Source organism: Pseudomonas sp. JL2 (genome assembly GCF_031570495.1).
Classification (GTDB): Bacteria; Pseudomonadota; Gammaproteobacteria; order Pseudomonadales; family Pseudomonadaceae; genus Aquipseudomonas; species Aquipseudomonas rhizophila.
In genome coordinates this window covers 860221-874986 of sequence record NZ_JAKUDH010000001.1, presented here as the reverse complement: position 1 = coordinate 874986, position 14766 = coordinate 860221, and the positions used below count along the sequence as shown (strand labels likewise).

General features: G+C 61.0%; 18 protein-coding genes. 4 read left to right on the top strand and 14 right to left on the bottom strand.

Annotation, left to right across the window (positions count from 1 at the left end; all coding sequences use genetic code 11):
* Positions 1-5: 5 nt before the first annotated feature.
* Both MKS85_RS03940 and MKS85_RS03935 read right to left on the bottom strand, forming a co-directional pair.
* A complete protein-coding gene (locus tag MKS85_RS03940) occupies positions 6-263 on the bottom strand; it encodes an Atu4866 domain-containing protein (protein WP_310662737.1) in 258 nt (85 codons plus the stop codon).
* 326 nt (positions 264-589) lie between these two features.
* Positions 590-1354 (bottom strand): SDR family oxidoreductase, encoded by a 765-nt coding sequence (locus MKS85_RS03935; RefSeq protein WP_310662736.1) that lies wholly within the window; start codon positions 1352-1354, stop codon positions 590-592.
* A gap of 243 nt (positions 1355-1597) precedes the next feature.
* Between MKS85_RS03935 and MKS85_RS03930 the strand changes: the two genes are divergently transcribed.
* The 3 genes from MKS85_RS03930 (at position 1598) to MKS85_RS03920 (ending at position 3602) form a co-directional block, all read left to right on the top strand.
* Entirely contained in the window at positions 1598-2539 is a 942-nt protein-coding gene (locus tag MKS85_RS03930) for a helix-turn-helix domain-containing protein (RefSeq protein WP_409077996.1), read from the top strand.
* Between the two features lie 209 nt (positions 2540-2748).
* Entirely contained in the window at positions 2749-3174 is a 426-nt protein-coding gene (locus MKS85_RS03925; RefSeq protein WP_107322852.1) for a YciI family protein, read from the top strand.
* A gap of 23 nt (positions 3175-3197) precedes the next feature.
* Positions 3198-3602, top strand: coding sequence for a VOC family protein (locus tag MKS85_RS03920; RefSeq protein ID WP_310662735.1), 405 nt, complete (start codon positions 3198-3200; stop codon positions 3600-3602).
* Between the two features lie 217 nt (positions 3603-3819).
* Here MKS85_RS03920 and MKS85_RS03915 read toward each other — a convergent pair whose 3' ends face one another.
* From MKS85_RS03915 to MKS85_RS03860, 12 genes are all read right to left on the bottom strand, one after another.
* Entirely contained in the window at positions 3820-4650 is an 831-nt protein-coding gene (locus MKS85_RS03915) for a DUF4198 domain-containing protein (protein WP_310662734.1), read from the bottom strand.
* 2 nt (positions 4651-4652) lie between these two features.
* Entirely contained in the window at positions 4653-4943 is a 291-nt protein-coding gene (locus tag MKS85_RS03910; RefSeq protein WP_139049763.1) for a hypothetical protein, read from the bottom strand.
* A 29-nt stretch (positions 4944-4972) separates the two neighbouring features.
* Positions 4973-6004 carry a metal ABC transporter solute-binding protein, Zn/Mn family gene (locus MKS85_RS03905; RefSeq protein WP_310662733.1) on the bottom strand — a complete coding sequence of 344 codons (1032 nt, stop codon included), beginning with the start codon at positions 6002-6004 and terminating at the stop codon, positions 4973-4975.
* Positions 6001-6906: a metal ABC transporter permease gene (locus MKS85_RS03900; protein ID WP_139049764.1), complete on the bottom strand. Its 906-nt coding sequence runs from the start codon at positions 6904-6906 to the stop codon at positions 6001-6003. The genes MKS85_RS03905 and MKS85_RS03900 overlap by 4 nt, the downstream gene beginning before the upstream one ends.
* Complete coding sequence (locus MKS85_RS03895; protein WP_310662732.1) at positions 6903-7580, bottom strand: metal ABC transporter ATP-binding protein; 678 nt, start codon at positions 7578-7580, stop codon at positions 6903-6905. Before MKS85_RS03895 ends, MKS85_RS03900 begins: the two co-directional genes overlap by 4 nt.
* 14 nt (positions 7581-7594) lie before the next feature.
* Positions 7595-8524 carry a metal ABC transporter solute-binding protein, Zn/Mn family gene (locus tag MKS85_RS03890; RefSeq protein ID WP_310662731.1) on the bottom strand — a complete coding sequence of 310 codons (930 nt, stop codon included), beginning with the start codon at positions 8522-8524 and terminating at the stop codon, positions 7595-7597.
* Entirely contained in the window at positions 8521-9300 is a 780-nt protein-coding gene (locus tag MKS85_RS03885; RefSeq protein WP_310662730.1) for a DUF6162 family protein, read from the bottom strand. The genes MKS85_RS03890 and MKS85_RS03885 overlap by 4 nt, the downstream gene beginning before the upstream one ends.
* On the bottom strand, positions 9300-9788 hold the full coding sequence (locus tag MKS85_RS03880; protein ID WP_139049768.1) for a DUF6644 family protein: 489 nt from the start codon (positions 9786-9788) through the stop codon (positions 9300-9302). Before MKS85_RS03880 ends, MKS85_RS03885 begins: the two co-directional genes overlap by 1 nt.
* A 31-nt stretch (positions 9789-9819) precedes the next feature.
* Positions 9820-10308, bottom strand: a complete 489-nt coding sequence (locus tag MKS85_RS03875) for a DUF6644 family protein (RefSeq protein WP_139049769.1) — start codon at positions 10306-10308, stop codon at positions 9820-9822.
* 27 nt (positions 10309-10335) lie between these two features.
* Entirely contained in the window at positions 10336-11844 is a 1509-nt protein-coding gene (locus tag MKS85_RS03870; protein ID WP_310662729.1) for an alpha/beta hydrolase domain-containing protein, read from the bottom strand.
* Positions 11845-11882: 38 nt separating this feature from the next.
* Positions 11883-12662, bottom strand: coding sequence for a hypothetical protein (locus MKS85_RS03865; RefSeq protein WP_256228702.1), 780 nt, complete (start codon positions 12660-12662; stop codon positions 11883-11885).
* 62 nt (positions 12663-12724) lie between these two features.
* Entirely contained in the window at positions 12725-13114 is a 390-nt protein-coding gene (locus MKS85_RS03860) for a DUF6152 family protein (RefSeq protein ID WP_139049772.1), read from the bottom strand.
* A gap of 238 nt (positions 13115-13352) precedes the next feature.
* Between MKS85_RS03860 and MKS85_RS03855 the strand changes: the two genes are divergently transcribed.
* Complete coding sequence (locus MKS85_RS03855; RefSeq protein ID WP_139049773.1) at positions 13353-14690, top strand: alginate export family protein; 1338 nt, start codon at positions 13353-13355, stop codon at positions 14688-14690.
* Positions 14691-14766 lie beyond the last annotated feature (76 nt).

Genomic DNA, 14766 nt, shown 5'->3' with positions numbered 1-14766 from the left:
CTCTGTCACTTGCGATAGAGCACCATCCCGGCGTGGTAGAGGACGCCGTCCCGAAACGTTCCATCGGCAGTGAAGCCCGTGTCGTCCCAGTAGCGGATGTAATCGCCTTCCACCTCGTAACGCCCCTGATAAGCGCTTTCGCGATTTCCGCGAGCCTCGTCGTAGCGCCCATTTGGCAACAGGTCATGGCGAATTTTCCCATCAGCGGTGATCCACATGCCGGTGTAGGGGTGACTGGCGGTAGTAGGTTGAATACGTTGCATGTTCCATTCTCCTTCTGCGGTTAGATCAGCCGAGACGACAACGGCGCTCAAAGCGGTACCGATCAACAATCGGCTGATGCTTTTCATGTTCTGCCCTCACATTTGAACAGCGAGTTCGGATGGCCCTGTCCGGGCCGTCCGGTGTCATCCGTTTCGTGAGTCCAGAGTAGGGAGTGGATCCGCTTGGCCGTTATGTCAAAAATGTCGCGGGTTTGCCTGATCCTGTATGGCGTAACCGACACCGAACCGGCTTATCGATCCAGACCAAAGTCAACAGACACCGGCCGAGGGCATCCTTGCCCGGGGTGTGCAGCGACAACGCCGCATTAGCCCGCGGTGACTGTCATGCCGCCATCGGCCATAACCACCGAGCCGACCATGAAACTCGCGCGGTCCGAGGCGAGGAAGGCGACGATTTCGGCAATTTCCTCCGGCTGCGCAGCGCGGCCGATGGGTGCCGCTTCGCCGTGCTTGGCCAGAAAGCCCGGGCCGTCGTCGACCACGTCATTAAGGATGTTGGTCACCACATCGCCGACGCCGATGGCATTGACGCGGATGCCATGCTCGATCACTTCGAGCGCCAGCGTGCGGGTCAACTGGGCCAGCGCGCCCTTGGACGCGGTGTAGGCTGCGATCGTCGGAAAGGCGAAGTAGGATGCGTAAGAGGCGATGTTGACGATTGCCCCGGATCTGTTGGGAATCATCGCTTTCACCGCCTCGCGGCAATGCATGAAGGCCGCGGTGGCGTTGACTGCCTGAATGCGCTCCCAGTCTTCACGGGTCATGTCGATGACAAGCTTGTTGATGATGATCCCGGCGTTGTTGACCAGGATATCCAGCCGGCCGAACTGCTCGACGGCCAGGCCGACCGCGCGCTCGGCGGCTCCGTCTTCGCTGATGTCCGCCACCAGCGGCACCAGCCCGGGACGGGCGAGCTCTTCGACGGTGGGGTTCAGGTCTTCAGCAACGACCTTGGCGCCACGAGCGTGCAGCAACAGTGCGATGGCTTTGCCGATGCCACTGGCCGCGCCGGTGACCAGCGCGACTTTGCCTGCGACTTCGTGGGGAATGCTGTAGGTGATATCAGTCATGATGCTCTCCTGTATTGCGAGCCGAGGAGACATTCGCCGGCTCCGCGCCCGTGAGGCGCTGTCGTTATCGACGGCTTCACTGTCTCTCAATGTGCATGTTCGGGCTTTCGCAGGCTTGCCTGGACTGTTGGGGTTTTGCTCCAGCATGCGAGGCTCCGGCGCACACGGTCTGTCGCGCAACCTTGCTCATGGCCGCCGCCGCGTTATCCTGTTGGCACCAGCCCTCGTCAGAGGGCTTTGTCGATGGAGCATCCTGTGCACCAACCCGATCCGCAAAACCTCGCCAGCGATGCTCAACGCATTACGGGCGAATCGATGCTGCACTATTTGCCGGGAACGCCGCAGACGTTACCGCCGCGCCCGCAGATGCAGGACGTGGTGATGTTGCGGTTCAGCCATCACAGCATCGTCGAGCCCATCCTGGTGCCTGCGGTGGTCGAGCCTCTGCTGGTGTGGGTGCTGGCGGGCGCGGCTCGGGTCGAGGAGCGCGTTCTGGGTGGGGAATGGGTAGCGTCCGACGTCAAGACCGGCGACTTCTTTCTCACCAACACTGGCGAACCCTACGAGATGCGCTGGCAGACCCAAGGCTGCGACGCTTTTGAGGTGATGCACCTGTATCTCGGCCTGCCATTGATTGATCAAGCCGCGCGCGAGGTACTGGGCGAACACGCCGACCCGGTCAGCTTCCTCGATGTTTCCGGTGACCGGGATGAACGAATCAGTTTCCTGTTGGAGCAACTGCGCCAGGAACTCATCGACGAGCGCCAGCCCAGCCCCTTGTTTGCCCACAGCCTGGCTCAGGCGCTGGCCGTGCATTTGGTGCGGCGCTACCTTGACCCAAACCGCAGTGCCCGGCGCAACAACGCGTTGCAGGCCTACAAACTGCGCCGCGTTATCGAGGCAATGACCGAGGGGCTTGCCGCCGATTTCAGCCTCGCGAACCTTGCTCGGGTTGCGCAACTGAGCGAGTACCACTTCAGCCGCATGTTCAAACGCGCCACCGGGCTTTCACCCTCGCAGTACTTCATTCGCTTGCGCATGAGCCGCGCCCGGCATCTGCTGCTGGAGACGGACCGAAGCATCATCGATGTCGGGTTGGAGGTCGGCTATTCGAGCCCCAGCCATTTTTCCCAGGTGTTTCGCCGCGAAGTGGGGGTCACGCCCAGCATCTATCGTCGGGCATGACGGCTGTTTAAGCGTTTCTGCGGTTTGCAGTGTTCATTCGGATGGTGTGAAAGGCTGCGCCGTTGCTCCGAGTGATCCATGGCTGAAGCCGCAACGGTCTGCCAAAAAAATAATTGCGTCAGGCTGTCGATTTCGACCCTTGCCATTCGATTAGTCCGCAGAGCCACCACAAGGGCGGCTTAATCCATCCACTCTCAGGAGACAAGCGCATGCGATTTATGGTGATCGTCAAAGCCAGCCCGGAATCGGAAGCCGGACAGATGCCCAGCGAAGAATTGCTCGCCGCCATGGGCGCCTACAATGAAGAATTGCTCAAGGCCGGGGTGATGCTCGCCGGAGAAGGGCTGCATCCCAGTGCCAAGGGTGTGCGTGTGCAGTTTTCCGGCAAGAACCGGACCGTCGTCGAGGGGCCTTTTGCGCAAACCAGGGAATTGATTGCCGGCTTCTGGATCTTCCAGGTCCAGTCGCTGCAGGAAGCCATCGACTGGGTCAAACGCTGCCCGAACCCGATGATCAGTGACAGTGAAATCGAGATCCGCCAGATCTTCGAAGCCGAGGATTTTGGCGAGAGCTTTACCCCCGAGTTGCGCGAGCAGGAAGAGCGTCTGCGGGCGCAGTTGTCCAATCAATCGTGAAGCCGACTACAGGAGTTGCGAGCATGAGAATCATCCCTTACCTGACCTTCAACGGCCGCTGCAAGGAAGCCTTTGCGTTGTACAAGGACGTCCTTGGCGGCGAGCTGTTTTCCATGTCCTTTGCCGAGGCGCCGGAGGACGTCGGCATGCCCAAGGACGCCGACCTGATCATGCACACCTGCCTGACCGTGGGCAATTTCAGCCTGATGGCTTCCGACTGCCCGCCAGGCCAGCCGTATCGCCAGCCGCAAGGCGTGTCGGTTTCCCTCAACGTCGACAGCGTGGAAGAGGCCGAACGGCTGTTCAATGGCTTGAGTGCAGGTGGCACCGTGCAGATGCCCTTGGCGAAGACCTTTTGGGCGGAACGTTTTGCCATGTTCGAAGACCGTTTCGGGATTGCCTGGATGGTCAACTACGAGGGGGAATAAGCTGCATTGACGTGCGTGAGCCGTGACAGGCAGAGCGCGTTATGCGCCGAAATTCTCGCAGAATTCGGCTACGGGAGCGAAGAACTTGAAGCGTTGCGAATAGCGGGGAGGCGTCAACGGTGATCAACGGTTTCGGGATTGGCATAACCAAGGCGCGTTCGACCTGGAAACAAGGATGATCGACTCCAAGGCATTACGCGCAACGGTTGGGTTTGTGTCATTTCATGTCTCTGGCCTGCACCCACAGCACTGCGTCTTGCGACAGGGCTTTGCCTTTGTGGGTTTTCGTTGTCCCGATGTCGAGTGCTGCGATACCCCACCACCCGGCGCGGGGCAGGCCAATAGTCACGATGCCTTGGGAATCCGAGTAGGTGCTAAGGGCTTTGAAGGAAGCCTGAGGAGCCGTTATGTAGTCCTGCTCGCCGAAGGCGTTTTTCTCGACATCAACGGAATGGTTGAGGTATTCGATTTCGATCTCGGCGAACGGGACGGGCTTGCCGTCGGCCAGCACCAAGGCGCGGAATACTCCGCCGGTCCAGTTGGCATAAGGTTTGTTCAGAGGCTGGATCTCAACCGGCAACCCTTGTGGTTCTGCCCAGTGACCGGGTACTCCACCCACGTTCACGATCAGCTTGGTGAATTGCTGGATGTAGACACCTTCTTCGGTTTCCAGATAAGGCTCGGGCTCGAGTACGAAGATATGGTCACCCAGTGAGCGCACCAGCTCACGTGGGATCGATGCTCGATAGGCCGTCGACCGGTTATCGCGACTCTGCCACTCGACTGGACGTAAGTATTCGAGCAGATTGATTTTTTCCCCGCCGTGCGCGCTGGTGTGGTTAAAGGCCCGGGGTTCATCCATGGCCATGGTGGGGCCGCCGGAGAAGGGATGAGTGAACACTAGCGCGAACTCCAGTTTTTCCGCACGCTGCAGCGCTGTTTCCTCTAGGTAGAGCATCTGGAAGTGCGCCTGTGCAGCGCCGGTCAAGCCACTGAATGTAGTCGCGGCAATGGCTTGGAGCAGTTTTCGTTTGAACGTCATGGTCATTTTCACCTTGATATGTCGGAGGACTGAATGGTTACGTCATGGCCGGCTCCACCGAGGAACACCACGGAGTAGTTTCCGGTGGGGGGCTGGAAGGTGTAGGTGTTGTCCTTGCCGACCTCGCCTTCGAGCAACACCTTGTCGCTTGGGTTTTGGATATGGATTTTTCTGCCGGCGGCCGAGCTGCCATCGGTGAACCCGGCCTCGCACTTCACCTGGTCATCGCGCTCGATGTAGCAGTCGAGCACGGGCCCATGGGCCAACGCTGTCTGGCAGAGCAAGAGGGTGCCTGCCATCGATATTCGAATGGTTGAAGTTATGTGGCTCATAGGATCTTTGGTCTCAGCGCACGAGGTTGATCATGGGATGGCGATTGATCATCGCCGCTTGTAGTGTCGTTGCCAGCCGGGGAGAAGGCCGCCAGCAACGCCTCCAGGTTCGAGCGCAGAAGTGCGATGTAGTCGCCGGCTGCGTCGGCGAGTTCTCCCGGGTTGCCGGTGTCCAGTAGCAGCAACCGTGCGCCGCCGTCCTGGATGGCCCTGGCGATCTTTTCATCCGGTATCCACTTGTGGACCACTACGCGGATGTCACGCTCGCGCAGGTATCGGGTCAGTGCGGTGCGATCGGCGTCGCTCCAGTCAAGGTCCTGGCGCACGAACCAGCCGTCGACAAAGATGCCGAACTCGCCAAACAGGTAGGTGAACTCGTTCGCCAGCGACAGCACGCGCACATCCGGCAGCGCTACCATCCGCGCGCCGTAGTCGGCCTTGAGCCGGCGCAGGCGGCTTTCAAGTGCGGCGAGGTTGCTCTCGATTCGAGGCGCATCGGCGGGGGACAGGCGTGTCAGGTCGGCAGCGATCAGCGCCGACATGCGCATGCCGTTGACGGGACCGAGCCAGGCGTAGGGCGACGGGCCGCTGTCGATGTTGCTCGCGACGGCCCAGGGCACGTCGTTCGGTGGCACGCGCATCACGGCCACGCCGGGCTTGATCGTGTCCCATGAACGCGAGGCATCGATCTCGATGATGCGCAGGTTGTGGCGCCGGGCCGTTGCATACAATGGGTCCGCACGCCAGAGATGACTCAGGGTCACCACGGCGTCGGCTTGCTGGAACACGGCCGGATCGAGACGCGACAGCGCATTGGCCAGGCTCTCCATGGGTACGGGGCTGTCCGGCGGTAGCCGCATGACCTGGATGAGCGTGCCTTCGCTGAGCGCCGACGTAAGTGCGTACACCGCCGGCAGCGCAACGAGCACCCGCTGGCGGCCGGTATCGGCAAAGACCGGAAACTGGGTGCCCAGCAGCAGGGCCAACACCGCCAGCCAGGATCCACGTGACAGGCAAAGCCATTTCATACGCTGGTCCCTCTGAATCGCGACGAGGTCGCACGGATGATGGTGGTCAAGACAAACACCAGAGCGGCGACCAGCACGATCGCACCGCCGGTCGGCACCGGGATGTGGAATTGCATAGGCGCCAGGATGCCGACCACGCAGGAAAACGTCGCAATCAGGATGGCCAGCGTGACCAGTGCCGCAAGTGAGCGGGTGACGTTGCGGGCCGCCGCGGCGGGTATCAGCAGAAGGGCCTCGACCAATACCGCACCGATGATTTTCAGGCAGGCCACCGTCACCAGAGTGACCAACACCACAAACAGGTACTCGACGCTGCGCACCGGCACGCCGCGCGCATGTGCCAGGCTCGGATTGAGGCTGGACAGCAACATGCCGTTGTAAAGGGGCAGCCCGATGAGGGCGCAAATGACCGTTACGCCGAGCAGCACATTCATGTCGGTGTGGTCCACGGCCAAGATGGAGCCGAACAGCACGCTTTCCATCACGTGGGTGTTGATCTTCGCCGACACGAACAGCAGCAACGAGGCGCCGACTGCCAGCGAAATGGACAGGAACACCCCGATCAGTGTGTCGTTGGCCAGCGTCGTGCGGTGCTGGGTGTATTTCAGCGTCAGCGCAAACAGCAGGCAGAAGCCGAACATCGACAGGTAAGGAGAGGTATAGGACTCGCCAATCAGCACGCCAATGGCAACGCCAGTCATCGCAGCATTGCCAACGGACTGGCTGAAGAAAGCCATGCGCTTGATCATCACCATTGAGCCCAGCACACCCAACAAGGGTCCGATCAGAACGGCGCACATCAGCGCATTGATCACGAACTCGTATTCGAACGGTTGCGGCAGCATCTGGCGCGCGGCGAGCGTCTGGAGGTGATCGCGGATGAAGTCGTACAAGGCACTCATCGAATATCCTCCAGTCGGCAGTCGATCTGATCGGCCGGGCCATGAAACAGCACCCTTTGATTGATAACGGTCACAGACTGGGCGATACGCTTGACCTGTTCGAGATCGTGGTTGATCCACAGGACGGTGACGCCGCAGTCGTGCAACTCGGCCACCAGTGCTTCCACCAGGCGCACACCGGCTTCGTCGATACCGGCGGTGGGTTCATCGAGGACCAGCAGCCACGGCGCGGGGCTGATCGCCTGGGCCAGCAGCACGCGCTGGCGCTGCCCACCGGACAGGCTGCCAAATGGTTTTGTGCCTATTCCGGCCACACCGGTACGCGCCAGGGCCTCGGCCTGCGCCGCCCTGGCGGAGCGACTTGAGCCCAGGAAAGCCGGCCGGCGCTGAGTGAGCAGTGCCATCACATCGTTGACCGTCATCGGCACGTTGCGGTCGAAATCCAGCAGTTGCGGCACGTAGCCCACCGGCTTGGCGACACCCTCGAAGCGGATAACCCCGGAATGCGGCATCTGGCCCAGCAGCGCGCGCACAAGTGAGGTCTTGCCCCCTCCGTTCGGGCCGACCAGGCAGTGCAGCGCACCGGCTTCCACCCGAAAGCTCACCGCATCGAGCACCTGTGTACCGCCCAGTTGCAGCGAGACGTTATCGAACATCACGGCAGGTCCGCGCATCGCTTGATCCTTCTTCATCGTTGCGTGAACTCGACGGCTTCGGCCAACGTTTCAAGGTTTTCGCCTATGGCTACCTCGAATTCGTCCGCGCTGTAGGTGCTGCCGGTGATGTGGGACAGGGTGAAGACTTTTACTCCGGTGGCTGCCTCAATCGGTTTGGCCAGATCCATGGAAAAGTTCTTTTCGGCGAAAAGCACCCTTACATTGGCCTTCCTGATGGTGTCGATCGTGGTGGCCAACTGGCGCGCAGTCGGCGCCACACCGTGACGCGGTTCAATCACGGCGCTCACAAACAGGCCGAACTCTTGCATCATGTAGTCGTAACCGCCGTGCAACGTCGCGCAACGAAACGGCGAAAGATCCAGCGCGGCAAAGCGACTCATGAAGCGCGCGCGCAGGGCGCGGATCCGTCCGGCATACGCCAGGGCGTTCTGCCTATAGGCCGCCGCGTTGTCCGGATCGCGCTCGCCCAGGCGGCGGGCGATCTCGAACACCTGTTGTATCGCCGCCGTGGTGGAGACGAAGGTATGTGGGTTCACCACCTTGACGCCGCCCTGGTCGCCGCCGATGGGAATGAGTGCCACCGAGGCATTGGCCTGAATGATCGGCAGCGTCTCGCGACGGCCGGCGGCCTTGATGATCTCGAAGGCCCATTCATCGTGGCCAATGCCGTTGACTACCAGCACATCGATGTTCATCGCGCGGGTAATGTCGTCGGGTTGCGGCTGGTAATTATGCGGATTGGCCTGCGCCGGGATCAGCGCAACGACGTCCGCCCGATCACCAACAATGTTGGCCACGAAGCTGTAGTAGGGATGCAATGTGACGCCGACTTTGAGCCGCTTGCCGGCGGGGTGTTCCGGGCTGGCGCAGGCGATGGCGGGGATCAGCAGCAACGCCAGGCAACGGCGCAACAGTGTGCGGTGTTTTATAAAGGCATTCATGGCTGGGTTCCTTTTACGCGTTCGATTTCACTGGTGCCGTCGTAAGGAATGACTTGTCGCCAGCCGTCGCCGACCAGCGACTCGGCCTTGACGATGGAGGGGTAGGGCGCGTTCGGATTGGGATGGATCCAGATCGTCGCCTGGTTGGCCCACATCACCCCGGCATGGGCATGACCGATGACGAGCAGGTAGGCGCTCTGGCCCGGCACGCTGCCGCCGGAGCCGTAATAGACCGTGGCGCCCTGGCCCTGAGTGGCTTGCGACACCTCGCTGGAGGGGAGAGGCGCGGGAACCGCGGCGGCGTCGGCATGGGCGTCGTTGTCGGTGTGTTTGTCGGCAGGCTGCCTATGGGACAGGTGGGTGCCGGGCAGGATCAGTTGCCAGTGCACCTGACCATTGGCCTTCCAGAATGCGTCCCGATAGAAGGGCGGCAGCACAAGCTCTTGGGCACGATCCAGGGTGATCCAGCCGCCGGTGTCGTTGTTGTTCCAGATGATTTCTTCACCGGCAGGCAACAGCGCACTATGGATGGCCTGATCGACCGAACTCAGGCCATCGAAGGAACGCACCTGCCAGCTCAGCGCGGTGGGTGGGCCGACTTTCTGTGGCCGCAACAACATATAACCGGCCACGCTGGCGATGATGATCAGTGCAGCAAGCAGCATGCCCGCGGTTTCCCATCGGCCGGAGCGCGGGTGCACAAGCGTGAATGCACTGCTGGCGGCATCGCCGGGTGTGCCGTTGGGGTGGTGCCTGCGTGGCGATAGCCGGGCCATCAGATAAACGCAATCCAGCGGCCAAGGCAGATCACACCGATCCACAACGCCATCGAACTGAACCCGGCGATACGCGCCTGGCCGGGGGGTGGCAGCACGGCGTCCCATTCGTCGATGCGGCGAAAGGCGCCCAGATGGAATATCACCATGTTCAGGCCCGCCAGCATCAACACGCCCATCTTCCACAGGAACACGGAGTTCTGCGCATAGGTGATGGCATTGGCGGCAAACATGAGCGAACCGGTGATCACGCACGCCACGAAGGCAGCCCAGGTGTACGGCAGCAGCTCCCGGATCAGCCTTCGCGCGCTGCTGCGGTGGGAGGCAATGCCGAGCAGGCGCAAGTCCACCACTGCGATACTCCCGAACACCAGGGCGATGCCGATCACATGCACCGATTCCAGGGCCGGAAAAGCCGTGTCCGATTCACGGACAAAGGTGGCGAGCGAACTGGCCTCGATGGCTTGCAGTATTGATTGAATGTCCATGACGGATACCTGAGAACTGGGTTGAAAACGTTTAGATCGAGTAGGCGATCCAGCGACCGCAGATGATCACGACGCACCACAAGGCGATCGACAGCCAGACCAGCGCCTTGACCGGCGGCTTGTCGTCGTCACTGTGTGCAGGGACGGCAGGGCGCAGAAAGGGTCGCCGCAGCCGCCAGGCCAGGGTGAACGCGCCGATGACCAGGGCCATCTTCAGCCAGAACGTGTTGTTGAGGAGAACGCGGTCCGGTTCGCCGATGGCCATGATCAACCCCGTGGCAAGCAGGACGACAAGCGCATTGCGCATCCACGGGTAGTAGCGTTGAACCACGCCGCGCAAAGGCTCGTCCGTGGCGAGTACGCCGGCCAGGCGCAGGTCGGAAATGACGGCGGAGCCGAAGATCACCGCGATGGCAATGATATGAATGCTCTGCACAGTGGGCACCACCCAGAGCAAGTCCCTGATGGCGGTGCTCACCGGTGTCGCATAGAGCCAGGCAATGACAGGTATGGAGGACATTTGTTGCTCTCCCGCAGGGTCAGAGGGTTAGAAATCTTCAGGTGTTGCGATCGTGTGCAGGCCTGCCGCATCTTCCGGCAGCAGATACCCTTGCTTGATCGACACGCCCTTGGCGTCTTCGAATGCCTTTTGGTAGTGGCTGAAACTTCCATAGCGCCGGCGCAGCGCATCCTGCGAATAAGCCACCTTCGTGTCGTAGATCAGGCCGCAGCCGGTCTCTTGATCGGTGAGGTAGGTCGCACTCGGCACCTGGACCCACGGCGGGCGTACGCCCCCTTGCAGATTGCCGGTAGCAGGGTCGCGCGCTGCCACCTTGCCGTCGCGCACGACCCTGGGTGCCTTTGGCATCGGCTTGCCCTCGCGTACCCATTTGTCCATGCCATCGAGTAACGCCGACACCACCATTTCCACCGGCTCGTCGTACAGCGTCCGGCACTGTGGGTCATCGCCTTTGCCGATGTCGGCAGCGAGGTGCTCGGTGTGCTCGGTGCCGAGGTCGGCCAGGCGCAAATGCGGCATGCCGGTCACTTCGTAATAACGCAACTGCGGGCTGTCGGTGTCCGGCGGCAGGTCGATGCCTTCGATCACGTCGTGCATCAGTTCCGACTGGCTGTATACGGTCACGAACGGCACGCCGTCGGGCATCTGGCGCGGCACTCGAATGACGTCGCCGCCCACTTCGCCGTAGGCCATGCGACCGGTCATGTAGCCATCGATCAGCGCGCTTGCGTCGGGCATTCGCCATTGCTGGTGCCGGCCCTGGTCGAGGTAGTCCATCCAGACTTGGGCGGTGACGGCCCAGCTGTCGACATACACGCGTTGCACGTCCAGACCTGCCAACGGGCCTTGTGGCCCATTGCTCTTGAGTAATAGCGCCAGCTGCGCACCGATGCCCTGGGATTGCGGCGCGAACGGGTCCGGCGCGTCACCGCGGATGAAACGTTGCGGATCGTAGTAGGCGCCCAGCGGCGCATAGCGGGCGTAGTCGAAGCGGCGCATGAACTCGAAGTTCACGATCCGCCCGTACTGGGCGATCTGTTCGGCCTCGGCGGCCGGGGTGTCTGAAAGGAACTTGGGATCGACTGGCGGTTGGTTGATATTCAGCGTGTACCCGACATACGCGTAGCCGCGTCGCAGCAAGTAATCGCGGGTCAGGATCCAGCCGGCAGCACGCTCGCCGAACCAACTGAACGGCTCGATCACGACGGTGCCGTTGAAGCGTGCCGGGTCCGTCGGCTTGCGAATCAGGATACGGGTGGTATAAGGCGCCTCGAGCAAAGGCTTGCCCGCGGCAGTGATTGCCGGGGCAATGCCTTGCAGGTAGAACTCCTCCTCGACGTAACCGTAGCGGTCGAGGTCGCTGTGTTCGGTGCCCGCGCGCTCTGCCGATGACAGAGGCAGTTGGCCGGACGGCGGCACCGCAATGGCCGTGGGCATCCGGGGCACCTCGGCGGACGCGCTGGAGATCAACACGAGTGACAGAAAGGCGCTTTGCATCGACGGCCGCAGGATGCTGATTGTGATCAGTCGTTCCATTAGGTCACCTCCAAGTGGTTATCGATGAGGGCATCGGTTCAGTCGCGTTTGAGGCTCGTCTTGCCCTCGCTGTCGATCACGATCTGGTTGTTCTCGCAGACATATTCGTGAATGCGGTAGTCGGAGCGCTTGTAGTCGAACGTGAAACGGTAAGGGCTGTTGAGTACCTGCGGGTCCTCGATCACTACCTGGTTCTCCAGGCGATCCGGCGCCTTCAGTCTGATGCGCTCGGTGATTTTCATTTCCTTGCTGTGCGGAACGTCGTAGAAGGCCACATCTGTGCGCACGCCTTGTGTTTGCACCACCAGCGTGTCGCCCTCCCAGCGGCCGCGCGAGTAGCCCTGGTAGCTGGGGTCCAGCGTATCCAGCGCAGGCATGGCTTCGTTGAGGATGATGCGGCGCACTTGCTGGAGATATTCGCCGAGCACCACCACTTGCTTATCGTCATGAATGAGTTGGATGGGGAAGAGCGCCGCCATCAATACCGGCATGCCTTCGGGCAGGCACATGGAGCTGGTGGTGGCCAGTGGCGTGCCGGCCTCGTTCGCGGCGGCCTGGCGCTTTTTCAACGCGACGTATTCGCTGGCATAGGGCTCCTTCAGGTCCATCGGGCCACCGGGGTGCACCGGATTGTCCGGGTCCTCTCCGAACCAGTCGTCCGGAGTCCGCTCCCACGTGCCGCTGATGTCGGGGCGTGTGCCCGCGCCGTGTTTGGCGTCCTGGGTTTTAGAGGCGGCCGCGCTGCTCACCCCGGCGACAGTCATGAGTAGCACGCCCAGGAAGAAGCTTGTCAGGTTCAAGGTTCGTGTCGGTTTCATTGAAAGCGTCTCCATCCCGTTGGTCTGTTCATTCAGGTCTCATGGCGTAGGAATGCGGTTTCTCAGCCTCCACCGGACAGCACCACGTCACCGATCTTGATCTCCACGAGCAGCCCGCCCGGATCACCGTTTTTCAGCGGCTTGAAGGTGATCTCGGCGGCATCGCCGGCCTTGATCAAGTCGGACTTCCAGCCGGTGCGGCTTAAGGCGTTGACACTGCCGGTCTCGATCTTGAATTGCTGAGGCGGGGGGCCTGGCGAATCGAAATAAATCGAGACGTGGGGGTTGCTCCAGACGAAGCGTCCGACCACGCCCTTGAGCGTGATCGTTTTGGTCTGGTCGAAAATCGCGAACGAATGGTGGGCAGAGACCACGGAGGGTAGGGCGATGCAGGCGGCAATGGTCAGCAGACCAAGCCCCTTGCGTAATAGCGGGGACGACAAAGGTGTCATGGCGAGTGCCTCGGTTTTTATACGTTCTTATGGGCCCAGCATAGGGGGGTGGGAGCAGGGGCCGTAGCCCAAAACGGCAACTGCTGCCCGTCGTGGAAATGTTTATTGCAGAGAAGGGATAACGCGCACGAAGAAACGGGCATCGAGCCCCTGCAAGTGCTGATTTGGGTTACCGCTTGCGCAACCCAGGCGGAACACTCGCGCCTCGCCTCATAAATATAAAAACAGGAGAGACGTCATGCGCACCCCCCCTTACGCCCCATTGCTTTCGCTGGTCGCACTCTGTGCGTTTGAGCCCCAGGCTCATGGCTACGAGCTCTACAATGAAAATGACGGTGCCACCGTGCTGAACGCCGAGCTATGGGCGGGATTTGGCTGGTTCGGCAGCGAAAAGAACTACATCGGCGACCCCGAAGCAGAGCCCGGCAGGATGCGATGGCAGGAAGGCTTCGCCAAGTATGGTGTAAACGGCACGACGGATAAGATCGGTGCAGGTTCGATCTACGGCGGGTTCAGTCTGATCAGTACGGGATCATGGGGTGATGGGGACGCAGGATCACTCACCGCCGGGAATGAAAGGGAAACAGCCGTGGAAGACGCCTACCTGGGCTGGAAGTCGGGTGATCTGATTCCGGCGCTGGGCATGGACGGCGTTGATTTCTCCTTTGGCCGACAGGTCGTTACGGTGGACGGCTTTCTGATCACCGATGATGGGTTCGCCCCCGGAAATGCCTTCAACCCTATCGAGGGCGTAGCGGATGGCCGGTTCAATCGCGGCGGAGCCTTTTACCTGGGCCCGCGATTGGCGTTCGGGAACACCGCTGTCCTCAAGGTGGGTGGTACGCAGGGCCTTCACGGTAGCCTGATATGGTTGAAATCGGATAATCCCGGGCAGTCGAAGACGGAAGTGGCGGCCGCCACCATCGACTACACGACGCCCATTGGCTCGATCGGTTCGACGTACGTGCGTGGCCTGGATGTCGAAGAGCGATACGTTTTTGCCGATCGGGGTGAGCGCAAGGGCATGGATATCTACAGCATCCGTGGCCAGGGCAATGCTGGCATCGAGAATGCCGACTTCGCGTTCGAGGTGGCGCGCCAGGAAAAACGTTCGGGCTCGCAGCGGGCGATGTTCTTTGATGCGGGCTACACCTTCGCCGATGTCAAATGGCAACCGACGGTGAGCTATCGCTACGCGCGTTACTCCGAAGGGTGGGACTTCCTGTTTCAGGGCGGCTACCGCAAACGTTACCAGGGTGAGATCGGTGTGAACTACGCCGGCTCAGTCACCTCGAACATGCGTATCAGCGACGTGCTGCTCTCAGTCAACCCGACCGATAAGTTGACCCTTAACGCAATGTACTTCGACTACCATCAGCTCTCTGATCGGCAAGATCAGGATTACAGTGCGCGCGAGGTCAATCTGTTTCTGGATTGGATGGTGACGGATAACATCACGCTCTCGCCGCTCGTTGGTTTCTACAAGCCTGACAAGTGGCTCGGCAACGGAGGCAACCAGAGTGGTAGCGCATCGCTCAACACCTACTTCCAATTCATTGTTTGGGTCGCATTCTGAGCTGCTGTTTGCGACGTAAGAATAGTTAGACCAGGGGGCGTCACCAGCGGTGGCGCATCCCTGCATTCACCGAGTC